At 65.9% G+C, this 16,950-nt stretch carries 14 protein-coding genes; 10 read left to right on the top strand and 4 right to left on the bottom strand.

Features of this window, described 5'->3' with window-relative positions:
* Positions 1 to 31 precede the first annotated feature (31 nt).
* Positions 32 to 535 (bottom strand): peptide-methionine (S)-S-oxide reductase MsrA, encoded by a 504-nt coding sequence (gene msrA / locus TL10_RS12030; RefSeq protein ID WP_043985826.1) that lies wholly within the window; start codon positions 533 to 535, stop codon positions 32 to 34.
* 92 nt (positions 536 to 627) lie between these two features.
* Here msrA and TL10_RS12025 point away from each other — a divergent pair, with 92 nt between their 5' ends.
* From TL10_RS12025 to TL10_RS12015, 3 genes are all read left to right on the top strand, one after another.
* A complete protein-coding gene (locus TL10_RS12025; protein ID WP_043402404.1) occupies positions 628 to 1,140 on the top strand; it encodes a nuclear transport factor 2 family protein in 513 nt (170 codons plus the stop codon).
* Positions 1,137 to 2,156 carry an NAD-dependent epimerase/dehydratase family protein gene (locus TL10_RS12020; protein ID WP_043985825.1) on the top strand — a complete coding sequence of 340 codons (1,020 nt, stop codon included), beginning with the start codon at positions 1,137 to 1,139 and terminating at the stop codon, positions 2,154 to 2,156. Before TL10_RS12025 ends, TL10_RS12020 begins: the two co-directional genes overlap by 4 nt.
* A gap of 63 nt (positions 2,157 to 2,219) precedes the next feature.
* A complete protein-coding gene (locus TL10_RS12015; RefSeq protein ID WP_043985824.1) occupies positions 2,220 to 3,041 on the top strand; it encodes a class I SAM-dependent methyltransferase in 822 nt (273 codons plus the stop codon).
* A 30-nt stretch (positions 3,042 to 3,071) separates the two neighbouring features.
* Here the strand turns inward: TL10_RS12015 and TL10_RS12010 are convergent, their stop codons facing one another.
* A complete protein-coding gene (locus tag TL10_RS12010; RefSeq protein WP_043402412.1) occupies positions 3,072 to 3,542 on the bottom strand; it encodes an SRPBCC family protein in 471 nt (156 codons plus the stop codon).
* A gap of 638 nt (positions 3,543 to 4,180) precedes the next feature.
* On the opposite strand from TL10_RS12010, the gene TL10_RS31970 reads away from it, so the two are divergent.
* From TL10_RS31970 to TL10_RS11995, 3 genes are all read left to right on the top strand, one after another.
* A complete protein-coding gene (locus TL10_RS31970; protein WP_267884340.1) occupies positions 4,181 to 4,309 on the top strand; it encodes a hypothetical protein in 129 nt (42 codons plus the stop codon).
* A gap of 99 nt (positions 4,310 to 4,408) precedes the next feature.
* Positions 4,409 to 4,774, top strand: coding sequence for a DUF427 domain-containing protein (locus TL10_RS12000; protein ID WP_043985850.1), 366 nt, complete (start codon positions 4,409 to 4,411; stop codon positions 4,772 to 4,774).
* Between the two features lie 9 nt (positions 4,775 to 4,783).
* Positions 4,784 to 5,680, top strand: coding sequence for a DNA-3-methyladenine glycosylase family protein (locus tag TL10_RS11995; protein ID WP_043985823.1), 897 nt, complete (start codon positions 4,784 to 4,786; stop codon positions 5,678 to 5,680).
* Between the two features lie 7 nt (positions 5,681 to 5,687).
* On the opposite strand, the gene aqpZ is transcribed toward TL10_RS11995, so the two are convergent.
* Entirely contained in the window at positions 5,688 to 6,392 is a 705-nt protein-coding gene (gene aqpZ, locus TL10_RS11990) for an aquaporin Z (protein ID WP_234711437.1), read from the bottom strand.
* A 563-nt stretch (positions 6,393 to 6,955) separates the two neighbouring features.
* Between aqpZ and gltB the strand changes: the two genes are divergently transcribed.
* The 4 genes from gltB (at position 6,956) to TL10_RS11970 (ending at position 15,511) form a co-directional block, all read left to right on the top strand.
* Entirely contained in the window at positions 6,956 to 11,563 is a 4,608-nt protein-coding gene (gene gltB / locus TL10_RS11985) for a glutamate synthase large subunit (RefSeq protein WP_043985821.1), read from the top strand.
* Positions 11,556 to 13,022 (top strand): glutamate synthase subunit beta, encoded by a 1,467-nt coding sequence (locus tag TL10_RS11980; RefSeq protein ID WP_043402420.1) that lies wholly within the window; start codon positions 11,556 to 11,558, stop codon positions 13,020 to 13,022. The genes gltB and TL10_RS11980 overlap by 8 nt, the downstream gene beginning before the upstream one ends.
* 179 nt (positions 13,023 to 13,201) lie before the next feature.
* Positions 13,202 to 14,533, top strand: a complete 1,332-nt coding sequence (locus tag TL10_RS11975; RefSeq protein WP_043402423.1) for a glycosyltransferase 87 family protein — start codon at positions 13,202 to 13,204, stop codon at positions 14,531 to 14,533.
* 186 nt (positions 14,534 to 14,719) lie between these two features.
* Complete coding sequence (locus TL10_RS11970) at positions 14,720 to 15,511, top strand: polysaccharide deacetylase family protein (protein WP_043985849.1); 792 nt, start codon at positions 14,720 to 14,722, stop codon at positions 15,509 to 15,511.
* 529 nt (positions 15,512 to 16,040) lie between these two features.
* On the opposite strand, the gene TL10_RS11965 is transcribed toward TL10_RS11970, so the two are convergent.
* The gene (locus tag TL10_RS11965) at positions 16,041 to 16,892 is read right to left on the bottom strand and encodes an LLM class F420-dependent oxidoreductase (RefSeq protein ID WP_043402425.1); all 852 of its coding nucleotides are present in this window, start codon (positions 16,890 to 16,892) and stop codon (positions 16,041 to 16,043) included.
* Between the last annotated feature and the right edge of the window lie 58 nt (positions 16,893 to 16,950).

The following is a 16,950-nucleotide window of genomic DNA, read 5'->3' as shown; positions in this document are numbered from 1 at the left end:
TCCGCGCCCGGCGCGGAAAATCGTGCACAAATCACGCGCGCTTGGGCAGCTTCCAGCCCGGCCGCGGGAAGTGGCAGGTGTAGCCGCTGGGGATGCGCTCCAGGTAGTCCTGGTGCTCGGGTTCGGCCTCCCAGAACGGGACTGCCGGCGTCACCTCGGTGACCACCTTGCCGGGCCACAGGCCGGAGGCGTCGACGTCGGCGATGGTGTCCACCGCGATGCGCTTCTGCTCGTCGTCGGTGTAGAAGATCGCCGAGCGGTAGCTCGTACCGACGTCGTTGCCCTGCCGGTTCACGGTCGACGGGTCATGGATCTGGAAGAAGAACTCCAGCAGCGCGCGGAAACTGGTTTGAGTCGGGTCAAACTCGATTTCGACGGCCTCGGCGTGGCCGGGGTGGTTGCGATAGGTCGGGTGATCGTTGGTTCCGCCGGTGTAGCCGACCCGCGTGGTCAGCACTCCCGGCTGCTTGCGGATCAGGTCTTGCATCCCCCAGAAGCAGCCGCCCGCCAGGATCGCGGTCGCAGTGTCGGTCATGTACGTCTCCTCGCTTTGACTCCAGAGAACCGAACTCCCGGCGACTGCGCAAGTGCTCGACAAACGCCACTAGAACGTGTTCTAGTTTTCCTGTGACGGGCAACACCTTCAGCCGCGCGGAACTCATTGCGGCATTCGACGTCTTCGAGCAGACCGTGGACCGCGCCGCCCAGACTCGCGACTGGGATCCGTGGACCGACCACTACACCGAGGACGTGCTGTACATCGAGCACGCCATGGGCACCATGCACGGCCGCGAGGAGGTGCGGCCCTGGATCTGGAACACCATGGAGAACTTCCCCGGCAGCTACATGACGTCGTTCCCGTCGCTGTGGAAGGTGTACGACGAGGCCACCGGCCGCGTCATCTGCGAGCTGGACAACCCCATGCGCGATCCCGGCGACGGCACCATCATCGGCGCCACCAACATCTCGATCATGACGTACGCCGGTGACGGCCTGTGGAGCAAGCAAGAAGACATCTACAACCCCATGAAGTTCCTCGAGACCACCATGGCGTGGTGCAAGAAGGCGGAAGCGCTGGGCACGCTACCTGAGGTGGCGCAGGAGTGGATGCGCAAGTTCGGCGGCAGGGGACGCCAGTGACGATCCTCGTCATCGGGGCCAACGGCTACCTCGGTTCGCACGTGACCCGGCAGCTGGTGGCGGCCGGGGAGGACGTACGGGTCATGGTGCGGGCCGGCGCCAACACCATTGGCATCGACGACCTCCACGTGACCCGCTACGAGGGCGACATCTGGGACAACGACACCCTCCGGGCCGCGATGACCGGGACCGACGTCATCTACTACTGCGTGGTCGACACCCGCGGCTGGCTCCGGGACCCGTCACCGTTGTTCCGCACCAACGTCGAGGGCACCCGGAACGTGCTGAACGTCGCGGTAGAACCTGAAATCGCCTCGGGCCTCAAGAAATTCGTCTTCACCAGCAGTTACGCCACGGTGGGACGCAAGCGCGGCCTCGTCTCCACCGAGGACGACATCGCCGACGAGCGCACACTGCCGCCATACGTGCGCTCGCGCGTACAGGCCGAGAAACTGGTGCTCCAGTACGCCCGCGAGCGTGGGCTGCCGGCCGTCGCGATGTGCGTGTCCACCACCTACGGCGGCACGGACTGGGGCCGCACGCCGCACGGCGCCATCATCGCCGGCGCCGCATTCGGGAAGCTGCCGTTCGTGATGAGCGGCATCGAGCTGGAAGCGGTCGACGTCAACGACGCCGCACGCGCGCTGATCCTGGCGGCCGACAAGGGCCGGCCCGGCGAGCGATACCTGATCTCCGACAAGTTGATCAGCAATGCCGAGGTGGCGCGGATCGCCGCAGCCGAGGCGGGGGTACCGGCGCCGGTCAAGTCGCTCTCGCTACCTGTGACGTACGCCCTCGCCACCATGGGCACGATCAAAGGCCGGCTCAAGGGCAGCGACGAACACATGTCGCTGGCGTCGCTGCGCCTGATGCGCGCCGAGGCGCCGGTCGACTGCACGAAGGCCAGGAACGAATTGGGTTGGGAGCCAAGGCCGGTGGAGGACGCGGTGCGGGACGCCGCACGATTCTGGGTCGGTCTCCGAAAGGCCCGCCAAGCCCAGAAATTCAAGGGCTGAACAACGCGCCGTGCGGCGTTAAGTCGTGGCGCAACGGTGTGGGTCACGGTTAGCGTCGAAGCCATGACGGACAGATTGCAGGTGGACCTGACCGGTGCGCCGCAGACCATGCTGGCCACGCTGTACGGCAAGGCGCTCGACGCCGACCTGCCGAACTCGGTGCTGCACGACACCTACGCCAGGGATGTGGTTGCCCGCATCGACTACGACTGGTCGCAGACCACGATCACGGCGGCCAACTCGCCGGGGGTCACCCTGCGGTCCGCCTATTTCGACAAGACGGCCCGGCAGTTCCTCGCCGTGCATCCGGAAGCTGTTGTGCTGCACCTGGGTTGCGGGCTGGACAGCAGGTACTACCGGTTGGACCCGGGGCCTGGCGTCGACTGGTACGACATCGACTACCCGGAGGTCGCGGACCTGCGCCGCAAGCTGTATCCGGCCCGCGAGCACTGCCACATCGTGTCCGCGTCGGTGACGGACCCGGCGTGGCTGGCCGATATCCCCACAGATCGCCCGGTGCTGATGCTCGCCGAGGGGCTCACGATGTACTTGAGTGAGGCTGACGGCCAGGCGCTGCTGCGCCGCATCGTGACGCATTTCCCAAGCGGGGAACTGCAATTCGACGCTTTCAGCCGGCTGGGCGTCAAGTTGCAGTGGACCAACGGGGTCGTCCGCCGTTCGGGTTCCACGTTGAAATGGGCCATGGACGGCCCAGACGACGTGCTGTCAGTGGTGCCGGGGCTGCGGTTGCTGTCGTGGGTGTCGGCCTTCGACGCCGACGGCTACGACCTGCTGCCGACGGGGCTGCGCGTGATGGCTGCGGTCATGCGCGCCGTGCCGGGCATGCGTTATATGTCGCAGTACCACCGGTATTCGTGGGGCTGACCGCTGACCGCTGACCGCTGAGCCTGACGGCTAGGCGGCTTCGGCGCGGGCCTTCAGGCGCTCGAGCGTCAACCGGATGTTCTCCGCATTCGCCGCGTCGCGGTCCTGTACGCCGGTGAGCGTGCTGGCGAACATCTTCAGCAGACCGGGCCGGTTGTCCCAGGTGGATTCGACGACGCGGCAGCCGCTCGCCGTCTCGGCGATGTCGTAGCGCCAGTGCGCGATGGGCACGATCGAGGACTTCACGGCGAAGCCGAACGTTTTGCCTGGCTCGGCTTCGGTGACGATGCAGCTGGTGGTCCACGTCTTCGAACCGTTGCGGTTGTGCCCCTTGAACACCGATCCGGGGGCAGCCGACGATCCCTTCTGCCACTCCATGGTGTGCGCTTCCTCGGCCAGCGATGCCAGCGTAGGCAAATCGGTGAGCAACGCGTACACAGCTGACGGGCTGGCGGCGATCTCGATGGCAGCGGTGACGGTGGCAGGGCCCTGTGCGGTCATGGGGGGATCGTAGACAGACCGTCAAGGGTTCTGGCAAGCGGTAATTGTCGGCGGCGCAACAAGAATGCGCGATTCTGCCGGTAACCGATTGGGGGTATCCCGGCGATATACCGCTTGACGGCACCTTCCAACGAAGGAGTTGGGTTGATATGAGCAAAAAAACATTCGTGGTAGCGACTGCGCTCACCAGTGGGGTGAGCGCGGCGATTGTGGGATTAGGAGTCAATGTCGCGCAGGCGAAGCCTGGACCGCCTTGCCCGCCGATGCAGGTGTGCAACGGTCCTGGCAATGGGCATGGGCCAGGTAGCGGCGGTCCGCCTGGGAACCCCGGCGGCCCACCTGGGAACCCCGGCGGCCCGCCTGGAAACCCGGGCGGCCCCGGTGGGCCGCCGCCCGGTGACCCGGGCAATCACGATGACTGGCACCCCGGTGATCAAGGGAATTGGCACCCGGGGGACCAGGGGAACTGGCATCCCGGAGACCAGGGGAATTGGCACCCGGGGGACCAGGGCAACTGGCATCCCAGACCCGGCGATCCGGGTCCTGACGACTGGCACTGGCGCCATGGCCCGCCACCGTGGGGCCATGGCCCGGGGCCCTGGGGCTGGGGACCGCCGCCGAGACCGCAGATCATCTGGGTGGCGCCGCCGCCGTGGGCGCCGCCGCCTCCGCCGTTCGATTATTGGGGCTACACCGTGTACCCGGTGTGGGACCCAGGATTCCTGGCATGGGGTTTCTGGTTCTTCGGCATCTGGATTGCGTTGTAATCCGTCAGTAGTTGCCGTCTGATGACTGGGCCTGTCACTGGTGACAGGCCCAGCGTCATGTCGGGAATCGGAGCTGCCGAGAAAGGTGTTGCAATGAGCATGACCGAGCGCCCCGTGCTGCAGTCCAGTGCGGCTCACCCCATCACGATCACGCCGACCGGCGGGCGCGTCACCGTCACGATCGACGGACGTGTGGTTGCCGACACGACTGACGCGATCACGTTGCAAGAGTCGAATTATCCAGCGGTGCAATATCTTCCGTTTGCGGATGTCGACCAATCGGTGCTCACCCGGAGCACCACCACCAGCTACTGTCCGTACAAGGGTGACGCCGGCTACTACCACGTCGGCGACGTCGAGGACGTCATCTGGACCTACGAACAGCCGTACCCGGCGGTGGCCGAGATCGCCGGTCGGGTGGCGTTCTATCCGCAGAAGGCCGACATCGTGGTGCGCCCCGCCTAACCTGAATCCGTGCCCACCGCCAGCTTGGTCCTGGACGGCCCGGCCGGCCTGGGTCTGACGTTGTCGCCACTGCGCCGCGGCGGGTCCGACCCGACCTTCCGGACCGTCGACGGCGTCGTCTGGCGCACCAGCCTGATGCGCACCGGCGGGGTGACGGCGCGGCTCAGCTCATCGGGGCTCGATACCGTCGACTGCGAAGTCTGGGGCGACGGCGCCGCCGAGTTCCTCGACCGGTTGCCGGGGCTGGTCGGCGCCGACGACGACCCGACGGGATTCGCGCCGACCGAACCGACCATCGCCGAAGCCTGGCGCCGGGCTCCGCACCTGAGGTTGGGCCGGACCGGCCGGGTGCTGGAGGCGCTGGTGCCCGCGATCCTCGAACAGCGGGTGCACGGCATCGATGCGTGGAGCGCGTTCCGCAAGCTGACCACCAAGTACGGCGCCCCGCCGCCCGGCCCGGCGCCGACCGGGATGCGGCTGCCTCCGACCGCCGACGCCTGGCGGCGTGTCCCGTCCTGGGAGTTTCACCGGGCCAATGTCGATCCTGGCCGGGCCCGGACCCTGGTCGGCTGCGCGCAGCGCGCCGATGCGCTGGAGCGGCTGACGCCGGATACGGCCACGGCGGCACTGATGTCGCTGCCGGGCGTCGGGGTCTGGACGGCGGCCGAGACCGTGCAACGGGCTTTCGGCGACGCCGACGCCCTCTCGGTCGGCGATTACCACCTGGCCAAGATGGTCGGCTGGACCCTCTTGGGGCGTCCGATCGACGACGCCGAGATGGTCGAACTGCTGGCACCCCTGCGGCCGCACCGGCATCGGGCGGTACGGCTGCTGGAGGTCAGTGGCCTGGCGCGCAACCCGAGATTCGGTGCGCGCCAGGCGATTCCAAACCTGAAGGAACTTTAGTCCCGATCTAGTCGTCGGCCTTGCCGAACAGCAGCGGGTAGGCGACACCGGCGACCGCGGCTCCGACCAGCGGTGCCAGCCAGAACGCCCACAGCTGCGTCGGCGCCCCGTTGCCGTTGAAGAACGCCACAGCGGTGGAACGGGCGGGGTTGACCGAGGTGTTGGAGATCGGAATCGAGATCAGGTGGATCAGGGTCAGGGACAGGCCGATGGACAGGCCGGCGAACCCCTTGGGCGCCCGGGCGTCCGTGGAGCCCAGGATCACGAACAGGAACATCGCGGTCAGGACGATTTCGGTGATGAGCACCGACACCAGGCCGAAATGTTCCGGTGAGTGGTCACCGAACCCGTTCGCCGCCATGTTCCCCGTTGCCGACCAGCCCTGCTGCCCGCTGCCGATCCAGTAGATCACCCCGCCTGCGATCAGTCCGCCGACGACCTGAGCGATCCAGTAGGCGGGCAGCGCCTTCCACTCGATCCGGCGGGCCAGCGCCGCACCGAGCGTGACTGCCGGATTGAAATGACCGCCCGAGATGCTGCCGAACGCGTACACGCCCGTCAGTACCGTGAGGCCGAAAGCGATTGCGACACCGAGGAATCCGATGCCGACAGAGGTGTGCTCGCTGGGGTTGGCGGCAAAGACCGCTGCGCCGCAGCCGCCGAGGACGAGCCAGAACGTGCCGACGGCCTCCGCCGCCAATTTGTGTGTCATCGTGGGAGCACTCATTTGGTGAAACCCTCCAGTTCGAGTCGAAAAGCCGGGTCAGCAAACCGCCATTCGAGCGTCCCACCCATTGACCGCGCAGCCCGCCGTCGTTGCTGAACAGCGGCTCAAAGGTGACCGGAGGTTGCTCCGCGGGAGCCCGCGAATCTAAGAATCTGAGCAATCTTTGCAGCAAATAACCATTTGATAACAGCCAGCGGAAATGTGATTTATAGCAAACTTGGATGAGGCGTAGTGACCAGTGGTGCGGGTGGGCGTCGCCCGGGTGTGACGGGAATCGATTAGCGAAAATGCAAGTGCTCCAATAAAATTGGCCCTACCGACGGGTAGCTTTCGAGTGTTGTGAACCACGTTCGCAGCAACCTCATTAGGCCTACCTAAGTTGGCATGTCAGGCCGGGTTTGTCATATCGTTTTGTCTCAATCGAGGCGAGCGGGACGGCCCGTCGTTCAGTGCTGCACGCTGGCATACCGTCGCTCAGTCCGCTGGCGCCGCCATAAGCGGCGGTCAAGCGATGCTTCGTAATGAAGATGGTGAAGGGTTAGGTGGGAATGACGCCGCAGCACGGCGGACCCAGCAAGGTCGGGCTGTACAACCCCGCGCATGAGCACGACGCCTGTGGCGTCGCCATGGTCGCGGACATTCACGGACGTCGGAGCCGCGACATCGTCGACAAGGCGATCACGGCACTGCTGAACCTGGAGCACCGCGGTGCTGCAGGTGCCGAGCCGAACACCGGCGACGGCGCAGGCATCCTGCTGCAGGTTCCGGACGAGTTCCTCCGCGCCGTCTGCGCGGAGGAAGGCATCGAGCTGCCCGCCGAGGGCAGCTACGCCACCGGCATCGCGTTCCTGCCGCAGTCGGCCCGCGACGCCAAGCTGGCGTGCGAAGCCGTCGAGAAGATCGTCGAAGCCGAGGGCCTGCAGGTCCTGGGCTGGCGCGACGTCCCGTTCGACGAGTCGTCGCTGGGTGCGCTGGCGCGTGACGCCATGCCGACCCTGCGTCAGATCTTCATCGCCGGCGCTGACGGCATGCAGCTCGAGCGCCGCGCCTACGTCATCCGCAAGCGGGCCGAACACGAGCTGGGCACCAAGGGCCCGGGCCAGGACGGCCCCGGCCGCGAGACGGTGTACTTCCCCAGCCTGTCCGGCAAGACCATCGTCTACAAGGGCATGCTCACCACCCCGCAGCTCAAGGCGTTCTACCTGGACCTGCAGGACGAGCGGATGAAGAGTGCGCTGGGCATCGTGCACTCGCGCTTCTCGACCAACACGTTCCCGTCGTGGCCGCTGGCGCACCCGTTCCGGCGGGTCGCCCACAACGGTGAGATCAACACCGTCAACGGCAACGAGAACTGGATGCGGGCCCGTGAGGCGCTCATCCACACCGACGTGTTCGGGTTCCACAACGACCTGAACAAGATTTTCCCGGTCTGTACGCCGGGCGCCTCGGACACCGCACGGTTCGACGAGGCGCTCGAGCTGCTGCACCTGGGTGGTCGTCCGCTGCACCACGCGGTGCTGATGATGATCCCCGAGGCGTGGGAACGCAGCGAGACCATGGACCCCGCGCGGCGGGCGTTCTACCAGTACCACTCGTCGCTCATGGAGCCGTGGGACGGCCCGGCGTCGGTGTGCTTCACCGACGGCACCATCGTCGGCGCCGTCCTGGACCGCAACGGCCTGCGTCCGTCGCGGATCTGGGTCACCGATGACGGCCTGGTCGTCATGGCCTCCGAGGCCGGCGTCCTGGACCTGGACCCGTCGACCGTCGTCAAGAAGTTGCGCCTGCAGCCCGGCCGCATGTTCCTCGTGGACATGGCCGAGGGCCGGATCGTCGACGACGAGGAGATCAAGGACAAGCTGGCGGCCGAGCACCCCTACCAGGAGTGGCTCGACAACGGCCTGTTTCACATCGACGACCTGCCTCCGGGCGACTACGTCAAGATGCCGCACCACCGCGTGGTGCTGCGGCAGCAGGCGTTCGGTTACACGAACGAAGAGGTCACCCAGCTGATCGTGCCGATGGCACGCACCGGCGCCGAGGCGCTGGGCTCCATGGGCACCGACACCCCGATCGCTGTGCTGTCGCAGCGGCCGCGGATGCTCTACGACTACTTCCAGCAGCTGTTCGCGCAGGTGACCAACCCGCCGCTGGATGCCATCCGGGAAGAGGTCGTGACCAGCCTCTCGGGTGTCATCGGCCCCGAGGGCGACCTGCTGAACCCGGACGAGAACTCGTGCCGGCAGATCGTCGTACCGCAGCCGATCCTGCGCAACGGTGACCTGTCCAAGCTGATCTGCGTCGACCCCGACCACGAGATCCGGGGCCGCAAGCACGGCATGCGCGCCGCGGTCGTCAGCTGCCTGTACCCCGTCGCCGACGGCGGTGACGGCCTGCGCCGGGCCCTGGAGGACGTGCGCACCAAGGTGTCGCAGGCCATCCGCAATGGCGCCCGCATCATCGTGCTGTCGGACCGTGAGTCGAACGAATGGCTCGCACCGATCCCGTCGCTGCTGTCGACGGCGGCCGTCCACCACCACCTGGTCCGGGAACGCACCCGCACCCAGGTCGGTCTGGTGGTCGAGTCCGGTGACGCCCGTGAGGTTCATCACATGGCCATGCTGGTGGGTGTCGGCGCTGCCGCCATCAACCCGTACATGGCCTTCGAGACCATCGACGACATGGTCGACCGCGGCGTCATCTCCGGACTGACCAGTGACAAGGCCAAGGCCAACTACGTCAAGGCCGCCGGCAAGGGTGTGCTGAAGGTGATGTCCAAGATGGGCATCTCGACGCTGGCGTCCTACACCGGCGCCCAGCTCTTCCAGGCCGTCGGTATCAGCCAGCGCGTGCTCGACGAGTACTTCACCGGCATCTCCTGTCCGACCGGCGGTATCGACCTCGACGACATCGCGGCCGACGTCGCGTCGCGGCACAGCCTGGCCTACCTGGACCGGCCCGACGAGTGGGCTCACCGCGAGCTCGAGGTCGGCGGCGAATACCAGTGGCGTCGTGAGGGCGAGTACCACCTGTTCAACCCGGACACGGTGTTCAAGCTCCAGCACTCCACCCGCACCGGGCAGTACTCGGTGTTCAAGGAGTACACCAAGCTGGTCGACGACCAGAGCGAGCGCATGGCCTCGCTGCGTGGCCTGTTCACGTTCAAAGACGGTGTGCGCGAGCCCATCTCGATCGACGAGGTGGAGCCCGCCAGCGAGATCGTCAAGCGCTTCTCCACGGGTGCGATGAGCTATGGCTCGATCTCGGCCGAGGTGCACGAGACCCTCGCGATCGCGATGAACCGCCTTGGCGGACGGTCGAACTCGGGCGAGGGCGGCGAGAACGTCGAGCGGTTCGACCGGGACGCCAACGGCGACTGGCGACGCAGTGCCATCAAGCAGGTGGCGTCGGGCCGGTTCGGTGTCACGTCGCACTACCTGACGAACTGCACCGACATCCAGATCAAGATGGCCCAGGGCGCCAAGCCCGGTGAGGGCGGTCAGCTTCCGGGACACAAGGTGTACCCGTGGGTGGCCGAGGTCCGGCACTCGACCCCGGGTGTCGGCCTGATCTCGCCGCCGCCGCACCACGACATCTACTCGATCGAGGATCTGGCGCAGCTGATCCACGACCTGAAGAACGCCAACCCCGAGGCCCGCATCCACGTGAAGCTGGTGTCGGAGAACGGTGTCGGTACGGTCGCGGCCGGCGTCTCGAAGGCGCACGCCGACGTGGTGCTCATCTCCGGGCACGACGGTGGCACCGGTGCCACCCCGCTGACCTCGCAGAAGCACGCGGGTGCCCCGTGGGAGCTGGGCCTGGCCGAGACGCAGCAGACCCTGCTGCTCAACGGTCTGCGCGACCGGATCGTCGTGCAGGTGGACGGCCAGCTCAAGACGGGCCGCGACGTGGTCATCGCCGCGCTGCTCGGCGCCGAGGAGTACGGCTTCGCCACCGCACCGCTGGTGGTCTCGGGCTGCATCATGATGCGCGTCTGCCACCTCGACACCTGCCCGGTGGGTGTGGCCACCCAGAACCCGGTGCTGCGTGAGCGGTTCACCGGCAAGCCGGAATTCGTCGAGAACTTCTTCCTGTTCATCGCCGAAGAGGTCCGCGAACTCATGGCGCAGTTGGGCTTCCGCACCATCAACGAGATGGTCGGCCAGGTCGGCGCGCTGGACACCAGCAAGGCCGTTGCACACTGGCGGGCGCAGAAGCTGGACCTGACCCCGGTGCTGTACGAACCGGAGTCGGCCTTCATGAAGCAGGATCTGTACTGCACGTCGGGCCAGGACCACGGTCTGGACAAGGCGCTCGACCAGCAGCTGATCGCCGAGTGCCGGGACGCCATCGAGTCCAAGGTTCCGGTGAGCCTCGCCATGAAGATCACCAACGTGAACCGCACCGTCGGCACGATGCTGGGCCACGAGGTCACCAAGGTCCATGGCGGCCAAGGGCTTCCAGACGGCACCATCGACATCACGTTCGACGGTTCGGCGGGTAACAGCTTCGGCGCCTTCCTGCCGAAGGGCATCACGCTCCGGGTGAACGGCGACGCCAACGACTATGTCGGCAAGGGCCTTTCGGGTGGACGCATCGTGGTCCGCCCGTCGAAGGACGCGCCGGCCGGTTACGTGGCCGAGGAGAACATCATCGGCGGCAACGTGATCCTGTTCGGTGCCACCAGCGGCCAGGCGTTCCTGCGCGGTGTGGTGGGCGAGCGGTTCGCGGTGCGTAACTCGGGTGCGCAGGCGGTCGTCGAGGGCGTTGGCGATCACGGCTGCGAGTACATGACCGGCGGCAAGGTGGTCATCCTCGGTGCAACCGGCCGTAACTTCGCCGCGGGTATGTCGGGCGGTATGGCCTACGTCTACGACCCGCAGGGTGCGCTGCCGGGCAACATCAACGGCGAGATGGTCGATCTCGATGCGCTCGACGCCACTGACGAACTGTGGCTGCACGAGATGATCACGGCCCATGTCGACGGGACCGAATCAGCTGTGGGACAGCGGATTCTGGCCGACTGGCAGAATCAGAAGGAGCAGTTCATCAAGGTGATGCCTCGCGACTACAAGCGGGTACTGGAGGCGATCGCCGGGGCCGAGGCCGCCGGCGAGAACGTCGAGCACGCGATCATGGCGGCCGCTCGTGGCTGATCCGAACGGCTTCCTCAAGCACACCCACCGCCAGACCCCGGTTCGCCGGCCGGTCGACCTGCGCCTCAAGGACTGGAAAGAGGTCTACGAGGAGTTCTCGAAGGAGACCCTGCAGGTCCAGGCCTCGCGCTGCATGGACTGCGGTATCCCGTTCTGCCACAACGGTTGTCCGCTGGGGAACTTGATCCCCGAGTGGAACGACCTGGTGTACCGGGACCGCTGGCGTGACGGCATCGAGCGCCTGCACGCCACCAACAACTTCCCGGAGTTCACCGGGCGGCTGTGCCCGGCGCCGTGTGAGGCGTCGTGCGTTCTCGGCATCAACCAGGACCCGGTGACCATCAAGCAGGTCGAGGTCGAACTGATCGACAACGCCTGGAACGAAGGCTGGGTCAAGCCGATGGTTCCGGACGTGAAGACCGGCAAGACGGTCGCCGTCATCGGTTCCGGACCGGCCGGCTTGGCCGCTGCCCAGCAGCTGACCCGCGCCGGCCACGACGTGACCGTCTTCGAGCGGGCCGACCGCATCGGTGGTCTGCTGCGTTACGGCATCCCGGAATTCAAGATGGAGAAGCGGCACATCGACCGCCGTCTGGAGCAGATGGAGGCCGAGGGCACGAAGTTCCGCGCCAGCGTGAACGTCGGTGTGGACATCACCGTCGAGCAGCTGCAGGAAGACTTCGACGCGGTGGTGCTGGCCGGCGGCGCGACCGCATGGCGTGACCTGCCGATCCCGGGCCGCGAGCTCGAGGGCATCTACCAGGCCATGGAGTACTTGCCCTGGGGTAACCGGGTGCAACTCGGCGACGACGTCGTCGACGCCGACGGCCAGCCGCCGATCACGGCCAAGGGCAAGAAGGTCGTCATCATCGGTGGTGGCGACACCGGCGCCGACTGCCTGGGCACCGCCCACCGGCAGGGTGCCGAGAGCATCCACCAGTTCGAGATCATGCCGCGTCCGCCGGAGGAGCGCGCCGAGTCGACCCCGTGGCCGACCTACCCGCTCATGTTCCGGGTGTCCTCGGCACACGAAGAGGGCGGCGAGCGCGTCTTCTCGGTCAACACCGAGGAGTTCATCGGCGCCGACGGCAAGGTCACCGCACTCAAGGTGCACGAGGTCGTCATGAAGGCCGGCAAGTTCGAGAAGGTCGAGGGTTCGGACTTCGAACTCGCGGCGGACATCGTCTTCCTGGCCATGGGCTTCGTCGGCCCGGAGCGTGAAGGCCTGCTGAACGAGCTGGGCGTCGAGCTGACCGACCGCGGAAACGTGGCCCGGGACAACGACTTCCAGACCACCGTGCCCGGCGTCTTCGTCGCCGGTGACATGGGCCGCGGCCAGTCGCTGATCGTGTGGGCCATCGCCGAGGGTCGCGCCGCGGCCGCCGGCGTGGACCGCTACCTGATGGGCGAGTCGGCGCTGCCGAAGCCGATCAAGCCGACGGCTGCTCCGCAGCGCTGATCTGACAATCGACCGGGCCCGGTGGTGCGATGCACCGCCGGGCCACGGTTTTTTTGCGTCACGAACGAGTTTCTGAGTCACGGACATGCATGTCGATCGCAGAACCGGTGATCTTGACGCTGCGTTGGTGGTGCAGATTGGTGACGGGCGCCGCATGCATTGCTCGGTAAAATCGGCCGGTGAACAGCGGGGGAGGGCAAACGCGGCTGCCGCGTCTAGTGGTGCTGGGTTCGGTCGCTGTCGCGATACTGGCGTTGGTGGCGCACAACCAGCTTGTGCCGTTCGATGTGAAGTTCTTCGGATTGATGGAGAACGACTTCGACCTGTCGACGTATCGCGCTGCGGTCGATGGGCTTTGGAACGGCAAGCCGTTGTACGAGACGCCGGCGTTGAAAGAGGCGTGGTTCGTCTACCCGCCGTTCGCGACAGTGCTGCTTGCTCCTTTCGCGTTGGCCAGTTTCGAAGCCGCGAAGTGGTCGCTGTTGGTCCTGTCGGTAGGGCTTTTGGCGCTGTTGGCTTGGCGCATCATGCGATTGGCCGGCGTTCGTTCTGGCTGGAGACTGGCGGTGGTCAGCGCTGCACTCGGCGTGACGGTCATGGATGTCGAGCCGGTGCAGGCCACGCTCTGGTGGGGACAGGTCAACGTGGTGCTCATGGCGATGGTGCTGCTGGATCTATTGCGGCCCAAAGCTTCCCGTTCTCGAGGTGTCGGGTTGGGTCTGGCGGCTGGTATCAAGCTGACGCCGCTGGTGTTCCTGCCGTACCTGCTGCTGACTCGACAATGGCGTACTTTTGCCATTGCCACAGGGACTTTCGTGGCAACGGTGGTGGGTACCTGGCCGTTCCTCCCGACGGACAGCGGTTGGTTCTGGAGTCACCTCGGAGATACCACGCACATCGCTCATATCGATCACCTGGCGAACCAGTCGATCAATGGCTTCCTCGCCCGCTTCTTCGCACCTCTTCCACGGCCTGAGTGGTTGTGGATCCTCTTGAGCCTCTTGGTCCTTGCTGTCGGACTGGCGGTGGCGTGCTGGGCCCACCGCCGCGGCGAGCAGGCCCTGGCTCTCGGGGTGGTGGGCCTGACCGGTTGTGCCGTCTCGCCGTTCAGCTGGGCGGCGCACTGGGTCTGGTTCGTGGCGGCGATCTTCTGGCTCGTCGGGAAAGCCTGTACGACGCCGGGCGGTTGGGCTCGGGGCTGGGCGTACCGTGCTGCCGGCTTGTTCGCGGTGGTGTTCATGTGGACGCTGCACAAACCCGGCAGGAACCACACCACGATGTACTTCAGCGGTGTGTACTGGAATTTCCTCGACCTGCGGCCGTTCTGGATCGGCCAATTGATGAGCGGGTGGTATCCGCTGGTGTACCTGTGCTTCCTGATCGGTGCGGTCGGTTGGTTGCGGTTGAGTACGTCGGAGCCGCGTGTGGTGGGCGCGACGGCCATGAGTGCCGACGATCTCGGGGACTACCCGCCGGAATTCCTTGACGACGAGGTGGCTGCTCGCGTCTAGCGCGGTCGGGGCGCGCCTCGGCACCTAGTGATGCCGTTGGTAACAGCTCGATACCGCCGGGTGTGTCGCATGAGGCTGGTGTGACTGAAGTTGCACAATGAATCGGTTCGGGTCCCGATCGACCAGAACTGAATACTTATGGCGAACTACTCCACTATCCCCGGACCCCAGTTCGCCGGCTCCGAGCTGAGCCGGCGACGCTTTCTGGTCGGCTTGTCCGCCTCGGTGGTGGCCGGAGTGGGCCTGGCGCGGTGCGCCTTCGACGGGCCGACAGCTGCTGTGGCCGCGGCACCGCCGCCGTCGCCGTCGGAGCCGGTGCGACACGGCATGGGATTGGCGTTGCCCGGTGGCGGCGAGCTCAGCAGCCTGCCGGACGTGGCCGGTAACCGGGTGGCGATCACGCTCGACGACGGCGTGAGTTCCGAGGTGGTGCGCGCGTACACCAAGCTCGCGCGAGACACCGGGATGCGGCTCACCTATTTCGTCAACGGCAGGTACCAGTCGTGGACCGAGAATCGGGACCTGATGCTGCCGTTGGTGGAGTCGGGGCAGATTCAGCTGGGTAACCACACCTGGTCGCATCCGGACCTGGCGAAACTCTCCAAGGACGAGATCGTCGATCAGCTGGAGCGCAACCACAAGTTCCTGCAGTCGACCTTCGGGGTCGACTCCCGGCCGTACTTCCGGCCGCCTTACGGCAGTCACAACGCGATCGTCGACAAGATCGCCGCGGAGCTCGGCTACTCGACGCCGACCATGTGGACGGGATCGCTGGGTGACGAGAACATCGTCACCGAGGACTACATCCTCAAGATGGCGGGCAAGTACTTCACGGAGCAGACCGTGATCATCGGTCACCTGAACCATCTGCCGGTGACGCACGTGTACGGCCAACTGGTCGACCTGTTGAAGGAACGCAACCTGCGGACGGTCACGCTCGACGACGTGTTCCGGAAGCCGCGCGAACTGCCTGTCTGATCCGCATGGTGACGTAGCTCATATTGTCTGGTAGGTCACTTTGGTCGACGTGCCACTCTTAAATTAAGAGGGCATTAAGGGCATCTCGCGCAACATGAATCACATCAGCCACACCAGAAACGCGAATGTTACTTTCGGCGCGCCTCCGGAGGTTTGCCGGTGACCGGCGTTGTAATGAAATCGCGAGGGCCTTGCGATAGTCTGGCCCCACGGTGCAACCAAACGCCGACCGCAGGAGTGATCACCGTGTACAACAACCCGCTAGCGCGCACGCGTATGGGACGTATTGCCTGGTCCCTGTTCCGCCATCCAGTCAAGAGCCGCGAGTTTCCGGCCAAGAACGAGCGTCTGGCCACCGCAGCGGACATGGTCCGCTTCGGCGTCTAGCGCCAGATCGACCGGAGCGGCCGACCGTAATCGGCGGTAACGTCAGCTGCTTTGCTGACCGTTATCAATTTGTGACCTCCGCGATAATTAAGAACCCAGCCCGCCCGGAACCGATCTCTCGGCTCCGGGCGGTTGCCGTATCTCAGGCGGTCAGTAGCCCTGAGTCCCGGATGGTTTCGGCCAACGGTTCCAGCACGGCCGGGTCGTGCGGTTGTGGGATGTAGATGATCGCCAGATCCAGGCCCTCGGCGGCCAGCCCGGCAGCCTCGTCGACCGCCTTGCGGTAGTCGCGGTCCTGGCCGAGCCGCACGTGCGCCGACAGGGTGATCTCCTTGGGATCGCGACCGATGTCGGCACAATGCGCCGCCAGCACATCGCGCTTGCGGGCAAACTCCTCCGGCGTCCCGCCGACGAAGTTCCAGTGGTCGGCGTACTTGGCGGTGATCTTCAGGGTGCGCTTCTCGCCGCTACCGCCGATGCAGAACGGCGGATGCGGCTGCTGTGGCCCCTTCGGCTCGTTGCGGGCGTCCTTCAGTTGGTAGAACTTCCCGTCGAAGGTCGTGGTGTCCTGGCTGAGCAGGCCTTTGAGTACTTCGCAGGCCTCTTCGAAGCGGTCGAACCGCTCTTTGATGGAGCCCAACTCGATGCCGTAGGCGCCGGACTCCTCCTCGTTCCAGCCGGCGCCGATGCCCAGCTCCAGCCGGCCGTTCGAGACGATGTCCAGCGCGGACGCCATGTTGGCCAGCACTGCCGGGTGTCGATAGTGGATGCCGGTGACGAGGACACCGACCCGCAGCCGTTTGGTGGCCTGCGCCAGCGCGGTCAGCGTGACCCAGCCCTCCAGGCAGGGGCCGGTGGAGTCGGAGAAGATCGGATAGAAGTGGTCGAAGGTCCAGCCGGACTCGAATACGTCGATGTCGTCGGCGGCCTGCCAAACGGCGAGCATGTCCGACCAGGTGGTGTCTTGCGGTGAGGTTTTGAAGGCGAATCGCACGCTTACTGAAACTAGTCAGGACCGTCGACTAATTCCTGTGAGTTTCCTCGACGCGTTG

The organism is Mycolicibacterium llatzerense (assembly GCF_000878195.1).
GTDB lineage: Bacteria > Actinomycetota > Actinomycetes > Mycobacteriales > Mycobacteriaceae > Mycobacterium > Mycobacterium llatzerense.
This window is presented reverse-complemented; position numbering and strand designations above follow the sequence as displayed.